At 61.5% G+C, this 19,591-nt stretch carries 22 protein-coding genes; 9 read left to right on the top strand and 13 right to left on the bottom strand.

Going from position 1 to position 19,591, the window contains the following annotated elements:
* The 3 genes from purL to BJ928_RS24540 all read right to left on the bottom strand — a co-directional run bounded on the left by purL (position 1) and on the right by BJ928_RS24540 (position 4,590).
* Positions 1-2,232 (bottom strand): phosphoribosylformylglycinamidine synthase subunit PurL, encoded by a 2,232-nt coding sequence (purL, locus tag BJ928_RS24550; protein ID WP_047633134.1) that lies wholly within the window; start codon positions 2,230-2,232, stop codon positions 1-3.
* Between the two features lie 171 nt (positions 2,233-2,403).
* The gene (locus tag BJ928_RS24545; protein ID WP_047633138.1) at positions 2,404-3,048 is read right to left on the bottom strand and encodes an acyloxyacyl hydrolase; all 645 of its coding nucleotides are present in this window, start codon (positions 3,046-3,048) and stop codon (positions 2,404-2,406) included.
* A 123-nt stretch (positions 3,049-3,171) separates the two neighbouring features.
* Positions 3,172-4,590 carry a PLP-dependent aminotransferase family protein gene (locus BJ928_RS24540; RefSeq protein WP_047633140.1) on the bottom strand — a complete coding sequence of 473 codons (1,419 nt, stop codon included), beginning with the start codon at positions 4,588-4,590 and terminating at the stop codon, positions 3,172-3,174.
* 105 nt (positions 4,591-4,695) lie between these two features.
* Here BJ928_RS24540 and BJ928_RS24535 point away from each other — a divergent pair, with 105 nt between their 5' ends.
* Entirely contained in the window at positions 4,696-4,941 is a 246-nt protein-coding gene (locus BJ928_RS24535) for a DUF1127 domain-containing protein (protein ID WP_047633238.1), read from the top strand.
* 41 nt (positions 4,942-4,982) lie between these two features.
* On the opposite strand, the gene BJ928_RS24530 is transcribed toward BJ928_RS24535, so the two are convergent.
* The 6 genes from BJ928_RS24530 to BJ928_RS24505 all read right to left on the bottom strand — a co-directional run bounded on the left by BJ928_RS24530 (position 4,983) and on the right by BJ928_RS24505 (position 8,736).
* Positions 4,983-5,516 carry an AAA family ATPase gene (locus tag BJ928_RS24530; RefSeq protein ID WP_047633141.1) on the bottom strand — a complete coding sequence of 178 codons (534 nt, stop codon included), beginning with the start codon at positions 5,514-5,516 and terminating at the stop codon, positions 4,983-4,985.
* Positions 5,517-5,597: 81 nt separating this feature from the next.
* The gene (locus BJ928_RS24525; RefSeq protein ID WP_047633143.1) at positions 5,598-6,008 is read right to left on the bottom strand and encodes a hypothetical protein; all 411 of its coding nucleotides are present in this window, start codon (positions 6,006-6,008) and stop codon (positions 5,598-5,600) included.
* Positions 6,009-6,118: 110 nt separating this feature from the next.
* Positions 6,119-6,790, bottom strand: a complete 672-nt coding sequence (gene purQ / locus BJ928_RS24520) for a phosphoribosylformylglycinamidine synthase subunit PurQ (RefSeq protein ID WP_047633145.1) — start codon at positions 6,788-6,790, stop codon at positions 6,119-6,121.
* 102 nt (positions 6,791-6,892) lie between these two features.
* On the bottom strand, positions 6,893-7,135 hold the full coding sequence (gene purS, locus BJ928_RS24515) for a phosphoribosylformylglycinamidine synthase subunit PurS (RefSeq protein ID WP_004108879.1): 243 nt from the start codon (positions 7,133-7,135) through the stop codon (positions 6,893-6,895).
* Between the two features lie 17 nt (positions 7,136-7,152).
* The gene (gene purC, locus BJ928_RS24510; RefSeq protein WP_034504846.1) at positions 7,153-7,917 is read right to left on the bottom strand and encodes a phosphoribosylaminoimidazolesuccinocarboxamide synthase; all 765 of its coding nucleotides are present in this window, start codon (positions 7,915-7,917) and stop codon (positions 7,153-7,155) included.
* Between the two features lie 264 nt (positions 7,918-8,181).
* Positions 8,182-8,736 (bottom strand): alpha/beta hydrolase, encoded by a 555-nt coding sequence (locus BJ928_RS24505; RefSeq protein ID WP_047633239.1) that lies wholly within the window; start codon positions 8,734-8,736, stop codon positions 8,182-8,184.
* 169 nt (positions 8,737-8,905) lie between these two features.
* Here BJ928_RS24505 and BJ928_RS24500 point away from each other — a divergent pair, with 169 nt between their 5' ends.
* Positions 8,906-9,706, top strand: coding sequence for a DUF2189 domain-containing protein (locus BJ928_RS24500; RefSeq protein ID WP_047633240.1), 801 nt, complete (start codon positions 8,906-8,908; stop codon positions 9,704-9,706).
* Between the two features lie 87 nt (positions 9,707-9,793).
* The gene (locus BJ928_RS24495; RefSeq protein ID WP_047633147.1) at positions 9,794-10,309 is read left to right on the top strand and encodes a low affinity iron permease family protein; all 516 of its coding nucleotides are present in this window, start codon (positions 9,794-9,796) and stop codon (positions 10,307-10,309) included.
* Here BJ928_RS24495 and purB read toward each other — a convergent pair.
* The 4 genes from purB to BJ928_RS24475 all read right to left on the bottom strand — a co-directional run bounded on the left by purB (position 10,290) and on the right by BJ928_RS24475 (position 14,052).
* Positions 10,290-11,591, bottom strand: a complete 1,302-nt coding sequence (gene purB / locus BJ928_RS24490) for an adenylosuccinate lyase (protein WP_047633148.1) — start codon at positions 11,589-11,591, stop codon at positions 10,290-10,292. The two genes, BJ928_RS24495 and purB, sit on opposite strands and share 20 nt — an antisense overlap.
* 103 nt (positions 11,592-11,694) lie before the next feature.
* A complete protein-coding gene (locus tag BJ928_RS24485) occupies positions 11,695-12,108 on the bottom strand; it encodes a hypothetical protein (protein ID WP_047633150.1) in 414 nt (137 codons plus the stop codon).
* Between the two features lie 94 nt (positions 12,109-12,202).
* Positions 12,203-12,889 (bottom strand): ribulose-phosphate 3-epimerase, encoded by a 687-nt coding sequence (gene rpe / locus BJ928_RS24480; protein ID WP_047633151.1) that lies wholly within the window; start codon positions 12,887-12,889, stop codon positions 12,203-12,205.
* A gap of 80 nt (positions 12,890-12,969) precedes the next feature.
* Positions 12,970-14,052 carry an ABC transporter substrate-binding protein gene (locus BJ928_RS24475; RefSeq protein ID WP_047633153.1) on the bottom strand — a complete coding sequence of 361 codons (1,083 nt, stop codon included), beginning with the start codon at positions 14,050-14,052 and terminating at the stop codon, positions 12,970-12,972.
* 168 nt (positions 14,053-14,220) lie between these two features.
* Between BJ928_RS24475 and BJ928_RS24470 the strand changes: the two genes are divergently transcribed.
* From BJ928_RS24470 to BJ928_RS24445, 6 genes are read left to right on the top strand one after another with little or no spacing between them, the layout of a single operon-like run.
* Positions 14,221-14,715 (top strand): flavin reductase, encoded by a 495-nt coding sequence (locus tag BJ928_RS24470; RefSeq protein WP_047633241.1) that lies wholly within the window; start codon positions 14,221-14,223, stop codon positions 14,713-14,715.
* 19 nt (positions 14,716-14,734) lie between these two features.
* Positions 14,735-15,664 carry a MoxR family ATPase gene (locus BJ928_RS24465; protein ID WP_047633155.1) on the top strand — a complete coding sequence of 310 codons (930 nt, stop codon included), beginning with the start codon at positions 14,735-14,737 and terminating at the stop codon, positions 15,662-15,664.
* Positions 15,665-15,667: 3 nt separating this feature from the next.
* Positions 15,668-16,915 carry a VWA domain-containing protein gene (locus BJ928_RS24460; RefSeq protein WP_047633157.1) on the top strand — a complete coding sequence of 416 codons (1,248 nt, stop codon included), beginning with the start codon at positions 15,668-15,670 and terminating at the stop codon, positions 16,913-16,915.
* Positions 16,916-16,922: 7 nt separating this feature from the next.
* Complete coding sequence (locus tag BJ928_RS24455) at positions 16,923-17,252, top strand: XdhC family protein (RefSeq protein ID WP_047633158.1); 330 nt, start codon at positions 16,923-16,925, stop codon at positions 17,250-17,252.
* Positions 17,252-17,959 carry an XdhC family protein gene (locus BJ928_RS24450; protein WP_047633159.1) on the top strand — a complete coding sequence of 236 codons (708 nt, stop codon included), beginning with the start codon at positions 17,252-17,254 and terminating at the stop codon, positions 17,957-17,959. The genes BJ928_RS24455 and BJ928_RS24450 overlap by 1 nt, the downstream gene beginning before the upstream one ends.
* Positions 17,956-19,590 (top strand): molybdopterin-binding/glycosyltransferase family 2 protein, encoded by a 1,635-nt coding sequence (locus BJ928_RS24445; RefSeq protein ID WP_047633161.1) that lies wholly within the window; start codon positions 17,956-17,958, stop codon positions 19,588-19,590. Before BJ928_RS24450 ends, BJ928_RS24445 begins: the two co-directional genes overlap by 4 nt.
* Position 19,591: the final 1 nt, after the last annotated feature.

Below are 19,591 nucleotides of genomic sequence, written 5' to 3'. Positions count from 1 at the left end.
TTATTCAGCGGCAGCGAGCGCGCTGCCGTCCATGAAGGCAGGAAACCACGATTCATGCGCCTCGCGCAACTGTTCAACCGGAAGCGTTAACAGGCCATCGATGGCAAGCGCGTCGCCGCCGACTGTTCCGAGGCGGCGGAATGGCACGCCGGCGCTTTCGGCGTTGATGCAGACGAAATCCGCGACATCGGCTGGAACAGCAATGACGTAACGTGCCTGATCCTCACCGAAAAGCGCCGCGTGCGGCAGGGTGCGGCCCTCGCTGAGGTCGATGCGCAGGCCCTTGCGGGACGCCATCGCCATTTCGGCAAGTGCCAGCGCAAGGCCGCCGGACGAGATGTCGTGGCAGGCCGTCACCTGGCCGTTCCGGATGGCGGAGCGGACGAAATCGCCGTTTCGGCGTTCGGCAAAGAGGTCAACTTCCGGAGCCGGACCATCGGTCGAGCCAAGGATGTCGCGCAGATAGATCGACGAGCCGAGATGGCTGCCGTCGAGGCCGATCATGATGACGTGATCGCCTTCCGATGCCGATCCGATGCGGGCCATCGCCTTCCAATCCGGTAGCAGGCCGACGCCGGCGATGGTGGGGGTCGGCAGGATCGCGACGCCATTGGTCTCATTGTAGAGCGAGACATTGCCCGAGACGATCGGGAAATCGAGAGCACGGCAGGCTTCGCCGATACCTTTGATGGCGCCGACGAACTGGCCCATGATCTCAGGCTTTTCCGGATTGCCGAAGTTCAGGTTGTCGGTGGCGGCGAGAGGCTCGGCGCCGGTTGCCGTGATGTTGCGCCAGCATTCCGCCACCGCCTGCTTGCCGCCTTCGAACGGATCGGCTTCGACGTAGCGCGGGGTGACGTCGGAGGAGAAGGCGAGCGCCTTGGTCGGATGCCCCTCGACGCGGACGACGCCGGCGTCGCCGCCGGGAAGCTGCAGCGAATTGCCCTGGATCAGCGTATCGTACTGTTCGTAGACCCAGCGGCGGCTGGACTGGTTGGCGGAGCCGACCAGCTTCAGCAGCGCCTGACCGTAGTTTTCCGGAGCGGCCACGAGATCGGCGGGCAGGGCGGCGCGCTTGTCGGCTTCGCGCCACGGGCGGTCATATTCCGGCGCCTGGTCGCCGAGATCCTTGATCGGCAGGTTGGCGACTTCCTCGCCCTGATGGATGACACGGAAGCGCAGGTCGTCGGTCGTCTTGCCGACGATGGCGAAATCCAGGCCCCACTTGACGAAGATCGCCTTGGCGACCGCTTCCTTTTCCGGCTGCAGCACCATGAGCATGCGCTCCTGGCTTTCCGACAGCATCATTTCGTAGGCGGTCATGTGCTCTTCGCGCACCGGCACCTTGTCGAGTTCGAGCTCGATGCCGAGGTCGCCCTTGGCGCCCATTTCGACGGCAGAGCAGGTGAGGCCGGCCGCACCCATGTCCTGAATGGCGATGACGGCGCCGGTCTGCATCAGTTCAAGGCAGGCTTCGAGCAGGCATTTTTCGGTGAAGGGGTCGCCGACCTGAACGGTCGGGCGCTTCTCCTCGATCGATTCGTCGAATTCGGCCGACGCCATGGTCGCGCCGCCGACGCCGTCACGACCGGTCTTGGCGCCGAGATAGACGACGGGAAGGCCGACGCCCTTGGCTTCCGACAGGAAGATCGCGTTGGACTTGGCAAGGCCGGCCGCAAAGGCGTTGACCAGGATATTGCCGTTGTAGCGCGCGTCGAACTCGACTTCGCCGCCGACCGTGGGAACACCGAAGGAGTTGCCGTAGCCGCCGACGCCGGCGACGACGCCCGAGACGAGGTGGCGGGTCTTCGGATGATCGGGCTCGCCAAAGCGCAGGGCGTTCATGGCGGCGACCGGGCGGGCGCCCATGGTGAAGACGTCGCGCAGAATGCCGCCGACGCCCGTCGCAGCGCCCTGATAGGGTTCGATGTAGGAGGGGTGGTTGTGGCTTTCCATCTTGAAGACGACGCAGTCGCCGTCATCGATATCAACGACGCCGGCATTTTCGCCTGGACCCTGGATAACGCGCGGACCTTTTGTCGGCAGCGTGCGGAGCCACTTCTTGGAGGATTTGTACGAGCAGTGTTCGTTCCACATGGCCGAGAAGATCCCGAGCTCGGTAAAGGAAGGCTCGCGGCCGATCAGATCCAGAATGCGCTGATATTCATCCGGCTTGAGGCCGTGGGAGGCAATCAGTTCGGGGGTGATCTGGATCGAATTGGAGATGGTCATGGGCGCTCGAGGGTCCTTGCCTGTAAAGGGTTTGAAAGCCGGTCAGGGGATCGGGGTCTCTTTAGCGCAAGTCGCCCTGTCGTGCGACAGGAAAATCACCGGCGTTCACAACACGCCGGCATCGGTGATAAACGGATCGTACGAGCAGCCACTGAGGCCGCTTCGCGATTGTCAGAACTTGTAGCCGACCATGACGCCTGCGCGCGTCATCCCGCCGTTGGGGCCGTCGCAAAGATCGGCGTGCGACGAATGCGCGATCTGCGCCATCACGTTCCAGTGGCTGTCGAAATTGTATCCGAGGCCGGCATATTCGTGGAAGAGCAGCCGACAGCCGAGCATCGGGCCGTGTTCCCTCCAGTCGTCGAGGTTGCCGGTGTGCACCGTGCCGCCGAAGCCGATTTCCGTGAAGATACCGTTGCTATGGGTGAGCGTCCAGGAGAGGCCGCCATAAACCTGTGTTGCAGATCCTTCCGTGCCGATCGATGTGCCCAGGTGAATGCGCGGATGGGTCAGCTGATCCTTCCAGCCGGCAGTCGGATTGTATCCGAACGGATTGAATAGCACCTGAACATCCGGAAACACGCCGCTCTCGTGCTCGTTGCCGTTCTGGATAGAGCCGCTTGCCCCGAAGCGCAATTCGTCGAAGATCTTGACCGGCGCGCTGGCGGCAACGGTAGCCGGGGCAGGTGCAACGGCCTCCGGGCTGGTTGTGATGGCGTCGGCGGCGGTTGCGACCGACTGACCTGCGATGAATATGGAACTGGCTGCCAGAAAACTCGTAACTAAACGCTTGCTTACAAAGCCTGCAATAGCCATGCACTCCCCCTGGTGTGGCGGGCGAATCCTCATTTTTGATTGATAGAATGGTAGGGTGCTAAGAGTCGAGATGGCGGAATTGCATTTGCCTGAGATGTCTGTCGATAAATTAGTAAGGCTTGCTTAAATGTGACTATCGTAACCCGATGAGCCGTTTTCCAGCAACCTGCGTAATGTCATGAAGCCTGCCGCGACATCTTCTCGCTGTGGCGGCGAGGAAAAGGCGACACGGACGCGGTGATAGACCCTCTCGATTCGAGCGGCCTTGAACTCGTCTTCGTCGTCAATGAGCACGCCCTCGGCAAGGGCCGCGTTCTTGAACGTACCGGAGAGCCAGGGTTCGGGTAGCTTCAGCCACAGGAACGGCGCGTGCGGATGCGAATTGAATTCGAAGCCCGCCAATGCCTCGCGTGCCAGTTGCTCGCGTGCCTTGATCTCCTCCACCGACTTGCGGCGCAGTTCGAGCGCGTGGCCTTCTAATACGAGCCGGGCACAGGTTTCCGCCAGGATGAAGGGCAGGCCGCCCGTCGTCATCTTGTGGGTAACCTTGATGCGCTGGGCGAAATGCGGAGGGCAGGCGACCCAGCCGCCGCGGACCCCCGCCGTCACTGACTTCGCCAGGCTGCTGACGACGAAAGTCCGTTCGGGTGCTATCGAGACCATGAGCGGGTTCTGGTCGCCGGTCATGCCGCCATAGAGATCGTCCTCGATGAGCCAGACGCTATGCCGCCGGGCGATCGCCGCGATCGCTCGGCGTCTGGCCTCGGGCATTGTCACCAGCGTCGGATTATGGGCAGTCGGCATCAGGAAGGCGAGGCGTGGATGTTGCTGCTGGCAGAGACGCTCGAAATCTTCGGGGATCATGCCGTGCTCGTCGGAATCCACCAGGATCGTGCGGCGCCCGAGCAGGCGAGTGGCGCGGCTGATCTGTGTATAGGTGAGATTCTCGAAGACGATCTTGTCGCCCGGCGAGGTAACGGCCGAGATCACCGCAATGGCGCCGGCATGGGCGCCGAGCGTCGGCACGATCGTCTCGATTGCCGGCTTCCAGCCGTTGCGGGCGAGCCATATCTGGCCTGCCTCAAACCAGCTTGCCGGGAAATTCCGCGAATAGGAGGAGATCTCCGATTGGTGCTCGGTGCTGATGTCGGCGAAGAGCTTGCCGATGATGACGCCCTGGCCGATGTCGGGAGCGGCTGTCGTATCGAAGCGGATCTTGGCGTCAGGCGTATTCAGCCCGCGGGTGCCGGCGAGCGCTTGCGTGATCGGGTCTACGATCTCGATCTGCTTGCCGTTCGAGCGCTCCAGTACATAGGTGCCACGGCCGACTTCGCCAGCTACCAGGCCGCGCTCGTGAACAAGGGCATAGGCCCTGCTCACCGTGCCGATGGTGACGCCGATATCGTAGGCAAGATTGCGTTGCGGCGGCAGCTTTGTGCCGGGCGGCAATACGCCATGGGTGATCGCGTTCTCGATGGCGTCGGCAACGCGGATATAGACCGGGCCGGTTCCGCTGGAAATGTCAGGTAGCCAATTTGTCATAATGACAATTTCCTAGATTGTCTCCGTTATGGAGTCAATACTATGAGTCAATTTGTATCGTTTGGCTCGGTACATCAAAATTGTCATCATCACATGGAATCGAATATGAGTACAATAGATACAATCTGTTCGGCTGAGGCGCATGACGCCCGCTCAACGGAGACGAGGAGTGTAGCGGCACAGCCAAGGCCGCATGCGATGCGTCGGCTCTGGGCATTTTACCTGCATTGGCTGGAAAAGCGCGAGGGGCGGCGAGTTCTCAGGGACCTGACTAACGAGCAGTTGCGCGACATCGGCCTGACACGTCGTCAGGCGATCAAGGAGGCCAACAAGTCGTTCTTCTGGGACTAAGGGGGATGGCAGGTCCGCCCGACATCAGGGCAGCCTGCCGCTTAGCCATGTCCCAGCACGGAAAGAACGAAGTCAGCACGTTCCTCGACGCCGACCTTCGGCAGGACATGGACTTCGTAGCCAAGCGCCGGATAGGCAAGACCTAGCCGCTCATATTCCGCAACCGCGGCTGAAAAATCATGCCTCCGCTCATGGTCGCCCACATAGATCTCCGGCCAGGGCGGCGTCAGGAAAACATGCCGGTTGTAGCGATGTAATCGGCCGAGCGTGGTCAAGGCTGGCTTGCCCATCAGATGCTCGAGTGCCGATGCCGCATCGATCAAGCCTCTGTCGAAGAAGACCGTTCCGGATATTTTCGCTGCTTCTTCGCGGTCGGCGAGCGACATGGCGATTGCCCTGCGCGCAAATGCCGGCGCATCGACCCATGGCAGCGCCGAACCGTCGCCTTCCAATTCCTCGATGACGATGCGCCGTCCCGGCTCTTCGACGACGTGGTGACCGCGACGCTTGAGTGCCTCCAGCAATGTGGATTTCCCGCCGCCGGAGCAGCCCGAAAGAATGACAAATCTGTCCATGACTATGATCCCGGTGATTGGGGCACGTCATGCGCTGGCTGCGGAATTGCGGTTAAAGCGGGTAGACTTGGGACAAGCAGCTCAGCTGCAGGCCTTCGATCCCCCGGCCCAGCGATTGACGTCGCCCGTGATGCGGCCGCCGGAGGCGCCGCCCATCATCGGACCGAAGGCCTGCAGTTGTGCGGGATTGCCTTCCGCTTGCACAACGAGCGACGGCCGGCCGGTCGGATGTCTCTTGTCGACCACGAGGATGCGCGGGCGACCGCTAAAGGAATTGAGTTCCGGAGCGAGCTGATAACCGGCAAAAGCCGGGTCCGAGGACTTGAACCAGCAGGTATTGGCATTGAGCATGATGCGCTCCATCGTCGACAGGGCGCTGCGATCCGTCGCGTTGATGCTCGGCACGCGCGGACCACCGCAAGATGTGACCAGAAGCCCAAGCATCGCGATGGCAGCGGCGGAGTAGAATCCTGTCGGAAGGCTATGGCGCATCGATCTTTTTCCCATGAGGCGGTTACAGCTAGTCCGCCGAAATTTGTCGGCGTCCTGCTGTTTTATGCAAAGACGCCGATTTTATGGTTCCCGCACAGGGTGGCTTGCTATCAGGCCGCGACCACGCCGAGCGCGGAGGCGAAGAGGCCGCGGCCGTCGTTGCCGCCGTGGGCCGCCTCGATCAGGTTTTCCGGGTGCGGCATCATGCCGAGCACGTTGCCCCTGGCGTTCATCACGCCGGCGATATCGTTGACGGAGCCGTTCGGGTTGGTGCCTTCGGCATAGCGGAAGACCACCTGGCCATTGTCTTCGATCGCCTTCAGCGTGTCGGCATCGGCAAAATAGTTGCCGTCATGATGCGCGACGGGGCTGCGGATGATCTGGCCCTTGGCATAGGCTGCCGTGAAGTCCGTCTCGGCATTGACGACTTCCAGCTTCACTTCGCGGCAGACGAATTTCAGTGAGGCATTGCGCATCAGTGCGCCCGGCAGCATGCCGGCTTCGAGCAGGATCTGGAAGCCGTTGCAGACGCCCAGAACCTTCACGCCCTTGTCGGCTTTGTCCTTGATCGCCTGCATGATCGGCATGCGGGCGGCTATCGCACCGCAGCGCAGATAGTCGCCGTAGGAGAAGCCGCCGGGAATGACGATCAGGTCGACATCCGGGATCTCGGTCTCCGTCTGCCAGACGGTTACCGGTGCGTGGCCGGAAATCTTGGTCAGCGCCGCGATCATGTCGCGATCGCGATTGAGGCCGGGAAGTTGGACGACTGCTGATTTCATGATTCTGGTCCCGCAAGAGGCTAGGGATGATTGCTTGAATTGTTTGGCGAGCCATACTCCATTGCCCGAGACAAAGGAAGAATGGCCCGCGAAAGAGGACAATCAGTCGATCGAAATGGCGAAGTTTTCAATGACCGTATTGGCGAGAAGCTTTTCGCACATGGCCTTCAGGTCCGCTTCCGCCTTTGCCTTGTCGGTGCCTTCGAGCTCGAGATCGAAGACCTTGCCCTGGCGCACCTGATGGACGCCGTCAAAGCCGAGCGCGCCGAGCGCGCCTTCGATTGCCTTGCCCTGCGGATCGAGAACGCCGTTCTTCAGCGTGACGGTTACACGAGCCTTGATCACGATTGTCCTTCCTGAACTTACTTGACGAGAACCGGGCCCGTGCCGCGCACGGGTTCGTTTTCATTGATGATGCCGAGACGGCGGGCGACTTCGGAATAGGCTTCGAGCAGACCGCCCATGTCGCGGCGGAAGCGATCCTTGTCCATTTTCTCGCGGGTTTCGATGTCCCAGAGACGGCAGCTGTCCGGGGAGATCTCGTCGGCGAGGATGATGCGCATCATGTCGCCTTCGAACAGGCGGCCGCATTCGATCTTGAAATCGACGAGCTGGATGCCGACGCCGAGGAACAGACCGGTCATGAAGTCGTTGACGCGGATGGCGAGCGCCATGATGTCATCGAGTTCCGCCGGGTTGGCCCAGCCGAAGGCGGTGATGTGCTCTTCGGAGACCATCGGGTCTTCGAGTGCGTCGGACTTGTAATAGAATTCGATGATCGAGCGCGGCAGCACCACGCCCTCCTCGATGCCGAGGCGCTTGGAGAGCGAGCCGGCGGCAACGTTGCGCACGACGATCTCGAGCGGAATCATCTCCACTTCCTTGATCAGCTGCTCGCGCATGTTGAGGCGGCGGATGAAATGTGTGGGAATGCCGATCTTGTTCAGATGGCTGAAGATATATTCGCAGATGCGATTGTTCAGAACACCCTTGCCATCGATGACTTCGTGCTTCTTCTTGTTGAAGGCGGTGGCGTCGTCCTTGAAAAACTGGATCAGCGTGCCCGGCTCAGGCCCCTCGTAAAGGATCTTGGCCTTGCCCTCGTAAATACGGCGGCGACGGTTCATTGGTATTGTTCTCTGTCTTTGGCGCTCATGGGACAGCGCAAGTGGATCGTGTGTGGGCGTCCCCATAACGGATAAGAAGCGAATTCACAATCCGCCTGCGCCTCCTTCCTCGGAATTCCGGCCTTGGCGGGGTGCCAATGCAAGATTCGGGGTCCAGTTATCACCTGTTTTACAGGCTTTTATCTGACGATGGAATGAAGGTGCCCGGTACTTCACAGGCTAGTGAGGCGACGCATGCCCCTATCCATCGTTGTTACAATAATACTACGGCTTCAGCTGGCTGAGAAACTTGGCAAATACCATCGTGCCCTCGGGCCAGGGGCCGTGTCCGGATTCGGTGTTGATGTGGCCGGCCTCGCCGGCATCGATCAGCATCGAGCCCCAGCTATTGGCGACATCATCCGCATGCTCGTAGGTGCCGAAGGGATCGTTGCGGCTGGCAATGGTGATCGACGGAAACGGCAGGGGATCGCGCGGATAGGGGCCGAAGGTCATCAGATGCTTCGGTCGGATGCCGGGATTGGCGACATCTGGCGGCGCGACGAAGAAGCCGCCTGCAACCTTGTTGCGGAAATGCGGGATCGCATGGATCACGGAGGGAACGCCAAGGGAATGCGCGAGCAGCACGACGGGCTTGTCCGAGGCATTCACCTCTTCAGCGATGCGGGCCACCCAATCGTCGCGCACGGGCTTCGACCATTCGGCCTGTTCCACGCGCCGCGCGGTCGAGAGCTTCTGCTCCCAGCGCGTCTGCCAGTGGTCGGGGCCGGAATTCGTGTAGCCGGGGATGATGAGGATGTTTGCGTCGGAGGCTTTCATGATTTCGCCGATGTGGAAAAGGGGAGCCCAACTGTCAAGGGAAAAAGGCGACAATTGCGGCAAAATTTGCTAGGATCGTGCTTGCCGGTAGCGAATGACGATGTCGGCGACCCATTTTGCCGCCATCTTGCGCCGCCAGCCGAGCACCACGGTTGAGGAGGAGAGCACTATGACGGCATTTCACGTCATGACCGGAGCGGACCACACATTTACGCGTCCCGCCATCCGTAAGATCGGTATCGCCGATCTCATCGATGCCCTGAAGATGGGGCTGGACGATTTCAGCGAGAAGCCATCGCACTACGTCTTCTTGTGCCTGATGTATCCGATTGCGGGCATTGCGCTGGCGATCTGGAGCACCGACCAGAATCTGCTGCCATTGCTGTTTCCGTTGATGTCCGGCTTCGCCCTGCTCGGACCCTTGGCCGCAATCGGCCTCTACGAGATCAGCCGTCGGCGGGAAAAAGGACTGGATACTTCGTGGAGCCATGCATTCGATGTGCGCTTTTCGCCGGCCTTGCCGTCGATCATCGTCGCCGGCCTCATGCTGTTCGGCCTGTTCATCGTCTGGCTCATCGTGGCGCAGAGCATCTACTTCACCTATTTCGGCGATGGTGTCCCTCCGACGCTTTCATCCTTCGCGTCGAGCGTGCTGACGACGCGCGAGGGCATGGCGATGATGCTTTGGGGCGATCTGATAGGCTTCGTTTTCGCTCTCGTCGCTCTGGTGACAACGGTCGTTACGTTCCAACTGCTGCTGGATCGTGATGTCGGTGTCGTCGCCGCGATCGACGCCAGCATCCGGGCGACGCTGACCAATCCCGTGCCGATCGCGGTATGGGGGCTAATCGTGGCCGCGCTGCTCGTCATCGGAACCATTCCGATCTTTGCCGGGCTTGCGGTCGTCATGCCGGTGCTCGGTCATGCGTCCTGGCATCTCTATCGCAAGCTGATTGCGGCCGAAGGCTAGCCCCAAGCGCGATTAGGCAGCGCGCCGTCATCATTGGAACCGCAGCGCGGTTTTCACGTTGATCCGCATCATAGGGAGGTGCGGATCATGGCTCGGCTTACGCATATCTTTACCCGCTTCGCGGTGGTGGTTTCGGAATGGACGGGCAAGCCGGCAATCTTCGTGCTTGCCCTGTTTTCCGTCATTCTCTGGGCCGCGACCGGGCCGGTCTTCGATTACTCCGACACATGGCAGCTGGTCATCAATACCAGCACTACCATCGTTACCTTCCTGATGGTCTTTTTGCTGCAGAACGCACAGACGCGTGACACGCGGGCCATTCAGGCCAAGCTCAACGAGCTGATCCTGACGAGTGCGGCCGAGAACCGTTTCGTCGGGATCGAAAATCTGGACGAAGAGGACCTGAAGCACCTCGACCGGCTCGTAGAAAAGGCAGCGAAGCGCCATCACGAGCAGCAGCAAGGCAATGCCGGCGAGAGTGTTGAACACAATCGCGCGGTAGCCGCAAAATCCGCGAGCAAAGCAAAAAGGCGGCGCGTTGCTCGCACCGCCTCAGGCAAAAGACAATCGAAAACAGGAAATTCTAGCCGAAAACCCGCTTGAAGATCGTGTCGACATGCTTGGTGTGATAGCCAAGGTCGAACTTCTCGCGGATGTCCTCTTCGGAAAGCGCCGCGCGCACCTCCTGGTCGGCCAGCAATTCCTCGAGGAAGTCCTTGCCTTCCTCCCAGACCTTCATGGCGTTGCGCTGAACCAGACGGTAGGAATCCTCGCGGGACACGCCGGCCTGGGTCAGCGCTAGCAGCACGCGCTGCGAATGAACAAGTCCACGGAACTTGTTCAGATTCTTCATCATATTGTCCGGGTAGACGAGAAGCTTGTCGATGACGCTTGTCATGCGGGCCAGCGCGAAATCCAGCGTGACGGTCGCGTCCGGGCCGATCATGCGCTCGACGGAGGAGTGCGAGATATCGCGTTCGTGCCAGAGCGCCACGTTTTCCATTGCCGGGATGGAGTAGGAGCGGACCATGCGGGCAAGACCCGTCAGGTTTTCGGTCAGCACCGGATTGCGCTTGTGCGGCATGGCCGACGAGCCCTTCTGGCCCGGCGAGAAATATTCCTCCGCTTCCAGAACTTCGGTGCGTTGCAGATGGCGGATCTCGGTAGCGAGACGTTCGATCGAGGAGGCGACGACGCCGAGGGTCGCAAAGAACATGGCGTGACGGTCGCGCGGGATGACCTGCGTGGAGACTGGCTCCGGCTTGAGGCCGAGGGCGGCCGCGACATGTTCCTCGACGCGCGGGTCGATGTTGGCGAAGGTACCGACGGCGCCGGAGATGGCGCAGGTGGCAACTTCCTCGCGGGCTGCGATCAGGCGCTGCTTGCAGCGCTCGAATTCGGCATAGGCAAGAGCGAGCTTGACGCCGAAGGTGGTAGGTTCGGCATGGATGCCATGCGAGCGGCCGATGGTGACGGTGTCCTTGTGCTCGAAGGCACGGCGCTTCAATGCTTCCAGCAGCTTGTCGATATCGGCGAGCAGCAGGTCGCTGGCGCGCACGAGCTGGACGTTGAAGCAGGTGTCGAGAACGTCGGACGAGGTCATGCCCTGGTGGACGAAGCGGGCGTCCGGTCCGACGATTTCGGCGAGATGCGTCAGGAAGGCGATGACGTCGTGCTTGGTGACGGCTTCGATCTCGTCGATGCGCGCGACGTCGAACGTGGCCTTGCCGCCCTTTTCCCAGATGGTGTCGGCCGCCGACTTCGGGATAACGCCGAGAGCTGCGAGCGCGTCACAGGCATGGGCCTCGATCTCGAACCAGATGCGGAACTTGGTTTCGGGCGACCAGATGGCGACCATTTCCGGTCGGGAGTAGCGCGGGATCATAGGCTCAAAGCTTTCTTGGCTGGCGGAAAGGGAGAACTCGGCGCCCCCATAACAAAGACGGGCGGCAATCACAATCTTTGTTGGACCAATCTCTCACGCGCCTTCAGGGCGCGCGTCTTGCAAGATAGGCCGAAACGGCGATCAGGCAAAGCAGGCCGAGCGGCAAAAACAGGGTGAGGCCGAGGATGGCGAACTGGTAGACGGCGCTCGCGCCGGTGAAGAGAAACTGGAAGATCCAGATGAGCGAGCCGAACGGCGCATGCCAGCGTGAATAGAACCAGCGATAGTCCATGGCGAACAGGAAGGCCGTTATGGCGGCAGTGCCGATGGAGAGCGCCAGAAAGAAGGCGGCGAAACGCGCGCTGGTCGGTCGGTGGCGGGCAAAGCGCCTGGCAAGGGGCACAAGGATGGGCCAGGAAAGGGCTCCGCCGAAGAAGTAGACGAGCGTGAGGGCGGTAATGTGGCTGCTCAGCAGGCCGTTGCGCAGATAGAGGGCTGCAAGCGCCGACGCGGCCATCGCGACTCCCCAGCCGATTGCACCGGCGGCGGCTTTAAGGCAATGCGATGCGACGGTTCGTATCCGGCTCGTCGCATCCAGATTACTGGTCGGATTAGTTTGATCCAACGCGGCCTCGTTCGGCGGCGGCCCTGAGATCGCCGATGGTCTGGCGATAGGCTTCGACCGATTCGCCCTTGAAGATGGCGGAGCCCGCAACAAGGACGTTGGCGCCGGAAGCGGTGATGATAGGGGCGGTATCGATGGATACACCGCCGTCGACCTCAAGCTCGATCGGCCTGTCACCGATCATGGACTTGGCGTTGCGGATCTTGTCAGCCATGGCCGGAATGAACTTCTGGCCGCCGAAACCCGGATTGACGGACATGATCAGGATCAGGTCGATATCGTCGAGCACGTTTTCCAGGATGGAAAGCGGCGTTGCCGGATTGAGGGTGACGCCGACCTTCTTGCCGAGATGACGGATCGTCTGCAGCGAGCGATGCAGATGCACGCCGGCTTCGGCATGGACCGTGATGCGGTCGCAGCCGGCCTTGGCGAAGGCTTCCAGATAGGGATCGGCCGGGGAGATCATCAGATGGCAGTCGAACGTCGCAGTCGTATAGGGCCGCAGCGCCTTGATGACATCGGCGCCGAAGGAGATGTTCGGCACGAAATGGCCGTCCATGACGTCAAGGTGAATCCAGTCGGCTCCGGCTTCGGTCACATCCTTGACTTCCTGCCCAAGTTTGGCGAAGTCGGCGGCGAGAATGGAAGGGGCAATTCGGATCGGCAAGGTCATGGCTAACTGAGCTCCAACTTATTTTTCGCGTCTGGATTAGCACCGCTGTCGCGGGCAAACAACCGCCCGAGCGGACCGCCTCAATTCGACGACGTCGCTACCGGTACGAAGCCATTGCCGCGCCATTCCAGCAGCCGATAGGGGTTCTCGGTCAATTCGTGGTTCTGTCCGAATGAGATCGGGCCGATTGCGGTCTGGAATGTCGTGCCGATGAGCTTGTCGGCAACGGGCCTGTTATCCGCCTTGGCGCTTTCCGCCGCCTGGCTGGCGATCTGAGCGGCGGCTGCGGCCGGCAGGATATATCCGTCCGGTTCGACGCCGCCGGCGCGCATGGCCTGAACGGTCTGCTGTGCCGCCGGCAGGCTTGCATAGTCGGGCAGCGCGATCGCCTGCACGCCGTCCAGCAACGGAACGGGCGTATCGGCAGCGCGCATGGCATCGCCGCCCATCAGCACCAGCGGGATGTTCTCGCTCTTGGCGTCGCGGGCGATCACGGCGACATCGCTGCGGTCGCCGCCGACGAAGACGCGGGTTGCTCCCGCTTTCTTCAGGCGGCGCACGAGCGCGATCTGTTGATCCTGCCCGGGGCGGTAGGTGTCGGTGAAGACCGGCTTCAGGCCCTTTTCCTCGAGCGCGCTTCGAATCGCGCCAACCAGTTCGCGGCCGTGGATGGTGCCGTCGTCGATCAGCGCCATCGGCTCTGACGCCCAGTTTTTCAGGATGGTGGCGATCGCCATGGAGGCCTCGGCGGCGTCGACCGGCGCCAGCCGAAACAGCGGCCAGCCATTCTTCAGAGCGTCTTCCATGAGGATGCGCGAGCGCACCGAAACCGTGATGACAGGGATGCCTGCATCCTTGAGGCGCGGCAGCGCGCCTTCCAGGGTCTCGGTGCAGAGAAAGCCGATTGCGACCTGTGCCTTGGCGGCAACCAGGGCTTCGGCGGCGGCCCGCCCGCCATCCTCCGTGCAGGGTTCGTTGACGACGGTCGCCGTATCCTTCTGTGCCTGGATCGCGAAGTTCGCTCCGGTGGTGATTTCGGCGCCGAGCGTCGCGAAATTACCGTCCTGCGGCGCCACGACGCCGATGTTAATTCCTGCGGCATGGCTGCTGCCCGCCGCCGAAAGCAGCGCAAACAGGAGCGGAAGGCGACGCAGAACGTTCATCGATGGAGTATCCCGGACAATTTTTCTGCCCTATTTATCCGTCTCCAGGGCATCGTCAAAGAAAAAGCAGCAAAATCGCTCTGTTTTCAATAATGCTATTGTAGAAAAGCTAACACCTGACCGTCATATAGAATGACAGGCAAGCACGACTCAACAAAGGAGATGGTGGTGCTAGACAGGCAACGTATGGACCCGGCGCTTTATCGCGATGCCATGAGCCGCTATGCTGGCCATGTGCAGCTGGTGACGACGGCGCTCGGTGCGGAGCGGCGCGGCGTGACGATCACGGCCGCATGCTCGGTGTCGGATAGCCCCGCGACGGTTCTGATCTGCCTGAACAACAGCAACGCCAAGAACGAGATCTTTTTCAAAAGCGGCATTTTCGCCCTGAATACGCTCGGTGCGGATCACCAGTCGCTGGCCGACGCCTTTTCCGGTAAGACGCAGCTGACTGTCGACGAACGCTTCGCTGCCGGCAAGTTCGAGACTCTGGTGACAGGCGCGCCTGTTTTGAGCGATGCGCTTGCCGCCTTCGACTGCCGCGTGCTGGAAATCAAGCAGGCGTCCACGCACAACATCATCTTCGGCGAGGTGATGGCCATACGTTACAGCGAGCCGAAGCCGGCATTGCTCTATATGAACCGGGGTTATCACGCGCTATAACCCCTGCAAGGGAGTTATCATGGCGGATCAGACATTACCTTCGTTGCCGGGTTCGATCGATGAGACGATGGCGCTGCTCGGCGCTCATGACTACCTGGCCGGCCGGGCTCTCGGCACAGTCCTGTTTCTCGCATTGAAGATGAAGCGGCCGCTCTTTCTCGAAGGCGAGGCCGGCGTCGGCAAGACAGAGATCGCCAAGGTCCTGTCGAAGGCGCTCGACCGGCCGCTGATCCGCCTGCAATGCTATGAAGGGCTGGATGTTTCCTCGGCCGTCTATGAATGGAACTATCCGGCGCAGATGCTGGAAATCCGTCTCGCTGAGGCATCGGGCCTTACCGACCGGGATCGCATCGAGGCCGATATCTTTTCCGAGCGCTATCTGATCCGCCGGCCGGTGCTGCAGGCGCTATCTGCTGTCGGCGGGCGCGCGCCTGTGTTCCTGATCGACGAGCTGGACCGCACCGATGAGGCTTTCGAGGCATTCCTTCTGGAAGTATTGTCCGATTTTCAGGTGACGGTGCCGGAACTAGGCACCATCCGAGCGGCGGAACCACCCATCGTCATCATCACCACCAACCGCACGCGCGAGGTGCATGACGCCCTGAAGCGACGTTGCCTCTATCACTGGGTCGATTATCCGCAGGCCGAGCAGGAGCTGGAAATCATCCGCCGCAAGGTGCCAGGCTGCAACCAAGCACTGTCGCGCCAGATCGTTGCCTATGTGCAGAAGCTGCGGACGCTCGATCTCTTCAAGAATCCGGGCGTTGCCGAGACGATCGACTGGGCGACCGCCTTGACCGAACTCGACCAGCTGGCGCTCGATCCTGACACAATTTCAGACACTTTGGGCACATTGTTGAAATACCAGGATGATATCGCTCGCATCCAGGGCGCCGAGGGCAGGCGCGTTCTTGATGACGTGAAATCGGAGCTGCTCGCAGCAGGTTAAGCCATGGAACCGGGTGGGCATGATGGGATCGTCGTTGCACCGTCACCAGCCAGTGACGGGCGCCTTGCCGATAATATCGTGCTGTTCGGTCGGGCCCTGCGCAAGGCTGGTCTGAAGATCGGCCCGGGCGCTATCGCCGATGCCATCGAAGCGGTCAGGGCCATCGGCATCGGTTCACGCGAAGAATTTCACGCCGCCCTCTGTTCCGTCTTTGTCAAGCGGCATGAGGATCTCGCGGTTTTCGACGAGGCATTCCGGCTGTTCTGGCGCTCTCGCGATCTGGTCGCCAAAATGATCGCGATGATGTCGCCGGTTGCGCCCGATCATCGCGAGAAGGAAAAGCCGAAGCCGGGTGAGAGCCGGGCAAGCGATGCGCTGCTGAATGACCGCAGCGACCGACGTCCGCAACGCGAGACGCCCGACCTTGAAATCGATGCACGATTTACGAGTTCCGGCAGCGAGGTTCTGCGCCACTTGGATTTCGCGCAGATGTCGGCGGCGGAAGTTACGCTCGCCAAAAGGGAGCTCGAAAAGCTGCGACTGCCGCTGGATCGCGTGCGCACGCGCCGCTTCGCGCCGTCGCGCACGTCGGCCAAAATCGATCCGCGCGCGACGATGCGCTCGGCCCTGCGCACTGGCGGAGCGCTGATCCTGCCGCGTTTTCGACGGCCGAAGGAGATACAGCCGCCGCTGGTTGTGCTCGCCGATATCTCCGGCTCGATGAGCCAATATACGCGTATCTTCCTGCATTTCCTGCATGTGCTGACCGAGCGACGGCGGCGCGTGCATACGTTTCTGTTCGGGACGCGGCTGACCAATGTCACCAGGGCGATGCGCCACAAGGACCCGGATCAGGCGCTGGACGAGTGCGCGGCGGCGGTGCGCGACTGGTCCGGAGGGACCAGGATCGGCGAAACGTTGAAGGAGTTCAACCTGATCTGGGCGCGACGGGTGCTGGGACAGGGCGCGATCGTACTGTTGATTACCGATGGGCTGGAGCGCGAAGGCGTGGAATTGCTCGGGCAAGAGATGGATCGGCTGCATCGCTCCTGCCGGCGGCTCATATGGCTCAATCCGCTACTACGCTTCGAGGGTTTCGAAGCGCGTGCCCGCGGTGTAAAAGCAATGCTCCCGCATGTTGACGAATTCCGTCCCGTTCACAATCTATTATCTCTAGCCGATCTCGTATCGGCTCTCACCGCCGGCCGCGCGGGCGCTTATGATCCGCGCCGGTTTCTCGGCAAGCAATGAGGCTCCGATGTCAGATATATCCGAAAGTCTGGACCCGCTTGTTATCGCGGAGGAATGGGTGTCGGCAGGCCGCAATGTGGCCATGGCGACCGTCGTCGACACTTGGGGTTCGGCACCACGCCCGTCGGGCAGCCATCTGGTGATCGACGGTGAAGGCAATTTCCATGGTTCGGTTTCCGGCGGCTGCGTCGAAGGCGCTGTCATCACCGAGGCGCTTGACGTAATAGAAACGGGCAAGTCGCGCATGCTCGAATTCGGCGTTGCCGATGAGACCGCGTGGCGCGTTGGGCTCTCATGCGGCGGCCGCATCCGCGTCTATGTCGAAAGGCTTGCCTGATGGACCGTCAGATATTGGCGCGGCTGAACGACATGCGGCGCAAGAGACGGGCAGCGATCCTCGTCACCGACCTCTCCGGCGGCCCGGACAGGCTGATCGTCGAAGGCGATGCCCTGGAAGGTGCTCTGGCCGAGGCTGCGGCATCCGCATTTCGCTCCGGCAAGTCCGCGGCGCTTGAAATCGAGGGGCAGAGCCTGTTCTTCAACGTGCATCTGCCGCCGCCGCGCATCGTCGTCATCGGCGCCGTGCATATCAGCCAGGTTCTCGCACGCATGGCCGCATTAGCAGGCTTCGACGTGACGATCATTGATCCGCGCACCGCCTTTGCAACGCCGGAGCGTTTTGAGGGCATCGATTTGATTGCCGACTGGCCCGTGGATGCGCTAAGGGAGCGGCCGCTCGACAGCTATATGGCGCTGGTCGCCGTAACCCATGATCCCAAGATAGACGACGAGCCGATCGTGCAGGCGCTGAAGACGGGCTGTTTCTACGTAGGCGCGCTCGGCAGCCGCAAGACCCATGCGGGTCGTCTGGAGCGTTTGAAGCGCGAGGGTCTCTCCGAGGCCGATCTTGGCCGCATTCACGCGCCAATCGGGCTGCCGATTGGTGCCGCAAGCCCGGCGGAAATCGCGGTTGCCATCTTGGCTGAAATCATCGGCTCGCTGCGAGGGCGTGACGTGTCGTCACCCAAGGGCGCGCAGCCATGATCTTCGGAGAATTTCTGACGATGGAGGCGGAGGGCGCGGTTCTCGCGCATTCGCTTCGGCTGTCCGATGGCGGCTTTTCCAAGGGGCACAGGCTTGGCCGCGCCGATCTCGAGCGTCTGGCGGTGGCGGGGATCGAGCGTGTCATCGCCGCGCGCATCGAGCCGGGTGATCTCATGGAAGACGAGGCGGCCGACCGCTTGGCGCGCGCGATAATACCCGACCATCTCACCTTCTCGGAGGCAGCGACGGGACGGGTGAACGTCTATAGCGCCGTCGATGGTCTGTTTGTTGCGGATCGTGTGGCGGTGGACCGGATCAACAATCTCGATCCGGCGATCACCCTTGCCTGTCTCGCGGACCATGTGCCGGTGCGATCGGGCGATATGGTTGCGACCTTCAAGATCATTCCGCTTGCCGTTTCCGGGGCGAAGGTGGCTGAAGGCGTTGAAATCCTGCGGCAAATGCCGGTTTTCGAGGTCAAGCCGTTCTTGCCGCATGCCGTTTCGCTCGTGGCCACGGAGTTGCCGTCGCTAAAGGCTTCGGTCATGGAGAAGACGGCACGCATACTGTCGCAGCGGCTGCGGCCTTCGGGCAGCCTGCTGCAGCGGGAAGAGCGCGTCGCCCATAGGGTGGCCGAGGTTGCCGATGCGATCCGTCGCGGCCTCGCCGCGCCGGACCAGTTGCCGAAGCTGATGATCGTTTTCGGCGCTTCGGCCGTCATCGATGCCGGCGACGTCATTCCCGAAGCGATCAGGCTTGCCGGCGGCGACGTCATTCAGGTCGGCATGCCGGTCGACCCCGGCAATCTTCTGGTGCTTGGAAGGGTGGGTGACGTCCATGTCGTCGGAGCGCCCGGATGCGCGCGCAGCCCGAAAGAGAACGGGTTTGATTGGGTGCTCGATCGTATATTAGCCGGCGAACAACCGTCGCCGCGGGATATTGCCGGCATGGGGGTTGGAGGGTTGCTCATGGAAATACAGTCACGCCCACGGCCGCGCGATCTCGCCAGCAGGTCGCCGTCGGAGATATCGGTCGCCATTGTCATGCTGGCTGCCGGAAAGGCGAGCCGTATGGGCGAGGGCGGCTCACACAAGCTTCTGGCCGAGTTCGACGGCGTGCCGCTGGTTCGACGTTCGGCGTTGACGGCCATTGCCGGCGGAGTATCCGACATCGTCGCGGTGACCGGGCATCGCCGGGCTGAGATCGAAGAGGCATTGAATGGGCTTGCCGTCGAGCGGGTCTTTAATCCGGATTATGTCTCCGGCATGGCCAGTTCGCTCGTTGCGGGCGTCGGTACGCCGGCTGCGCAAAGGGCCGACGGCGTTCTTGTCATGCTGGCAGATATGCCCGGCGTTACCGGCGACGATCTGAAGGTTCTAATGACCGCTTTTCGCAAGGCGAACGGTCTGGCGATCGTGCGGGCCGTATCAGGCGGCAAGCGCGGCAATCCCGTCATTTTGCCGAGATCGGTTCTGAATGCCGTCATGCGGCTAGAGGGTGATGTGGGGGCCCGGCATATTATCGAGACATCGGGCTTGCCGGTCGTTGACGTCGAGATCGGCGAGGCGGCTCATCTCGATGTCGATACGCCGGAGGCCGTTATCGCGGCCGGCGGCGTTCTGAAGGGATAGG

This window comes from Rhizobium sp. WW_1 (assembly GCF_003610155.1).
Taxonomy (GTDB): domain Bacteria; phylum Pseudomonadota; class Alphaproteobacteria; order Rhizobiales; family Rhizobiaceae; genus Rhizobium; species Rhizobium tropici_A.
This window is presented reverse-complemented; position numbering and strand designations above follow the sequence as displayed.

Coding starts and splice junctions, on each gene's coding strand:
- purL (WP_047633134.1), bottom strand. CDS start 2,232: ATGACCATCTCCAATTCGATCCAGATCACCCCCGAACTGATTGCCTCC.
- BJ928_RS24545 (WP_047633138.1), bottom strand. CDS start 3,048: ATGGCTATTGCAGGCTTTGTAAGCAAGCGTTTAGTTACGAGTTTTCTG.
- BJ928_RS24540 (WP_047633140.1), bottom strand. CDS start 4,590: ATGACAAATTGGCTACCTGACATTTCCAGCGGAACCGGCCCGGTCTAT.
- BJ928_RS24535 (WP_047633238.1), top strand. CDS start 4,696: ATGAGTACAATAGATACAATCTGTTCGGCTGAGGCGCATGACGCCCGC.
- BJ928_RS24530 (WP_047633141.1), bottom strand. CDS start 5,516: ATGGACAGATTTGTCATTCTTTCGGGCTGCTCCGGCGGCGGGAAATCC.
- BJ928_RS24525 (WP_047633143.1), bottom strand. CDS start 6,008: ATGCGCCATAGCCTTCCGACAGGATTCTACTCCGCCGCTGCCATCGCG.
- purQ (WP_047633145.1), bottom strand. CDS start 6,790: ATGAAATCAGCAGTCGTCCAACTTCCCGGCCTCAATCGCGATCGCGAC.
- purC (WP_034504846.1), bottom strand. CDS start 7,917: ATGAACCGTCGCCGCCGTATTTACGAGGGCAAGGCCAAGATCCTTTAC.
- BJ928_RS24505 (WP_047633239.1), bottom strand. CDS start 8,736: ATGAAAGCCTCCGACGCAAACATCCTCATCATCCCCGGCTACACGAAT.
- BJ928_RS24500 (WP_047633240.1), top strand. CDS start 8,906: ATGACGGCATTTCACGTCATGACCGGAGCGGACCACACATTTACGCGT.
- BJ928_RS24495 (WP_047633147.1), top strand. CDS start 9,794: ATGGCTCGGCTTACGCATATCTTTACCCGCTTCGCGGTGGTGGTTTCG.
- purB (WP_047633148.1), bottom strand. CDS start 11,591: ATGATCCCGCGCTACTCCCGACCGGAAATGGTCGCCATCTGGTCGCCC.
- BJ928_RS24485 (WP_047633150.1), bottom strand. CDS start 12,108: ATGGCCGCGTCGGCGCTTGCAGCCCTCTATCTGCGCAACGGCCTGCTG.
- rpe (WP_047633151.1), bottom strand. CDS start 12,889: ATGACCTTGCCGATCCGAATTGCCCCTTCCATTCTCGCCGCCGACTTC.
- BJ928_RS24475 (WP_047633153.1), bottom strand. CDS start 14,052: ATGAACGTTCTGCGTCGCCTTCCGCTCCTGTTTGCGCTGCTTTCGGCG.
- BJ928_RS24465 (WP_047633155.1), top strand. CDS start 14,735: ATGGCGGATCAGACATTACCTTCGTTGCCGGGTTCGATCGATGAGACG.
- BJ928_RS24460 (WP_047633157.1), top strand. CDS start 15,668: ATGGAACCGGGTGGGCATGATGGGATCGTCGTTGCACCGTCACCAGCC.
- BJ928_RS24455 (WP_047633158.1), top strand. CDS start 16,923: ATGTCAGATATATCCGAAAGTCTGGACCCGCTTGTTATCGCGGAGGAA.
- BJ928_RS24450 (WP_047633159.1), top strand. CDS start 17,252: ATGGACCGTCAGATATTGGCGCGGCTGAACGACATGCGGCGCAAGAGA.
- BJ928_RS24445 (WP_047633161.1), top strand. CDS start 17,956: ATGATCTTCGGAGAATTTCTGACGATGGAGGCGGAGGGCGCGGTTCTC.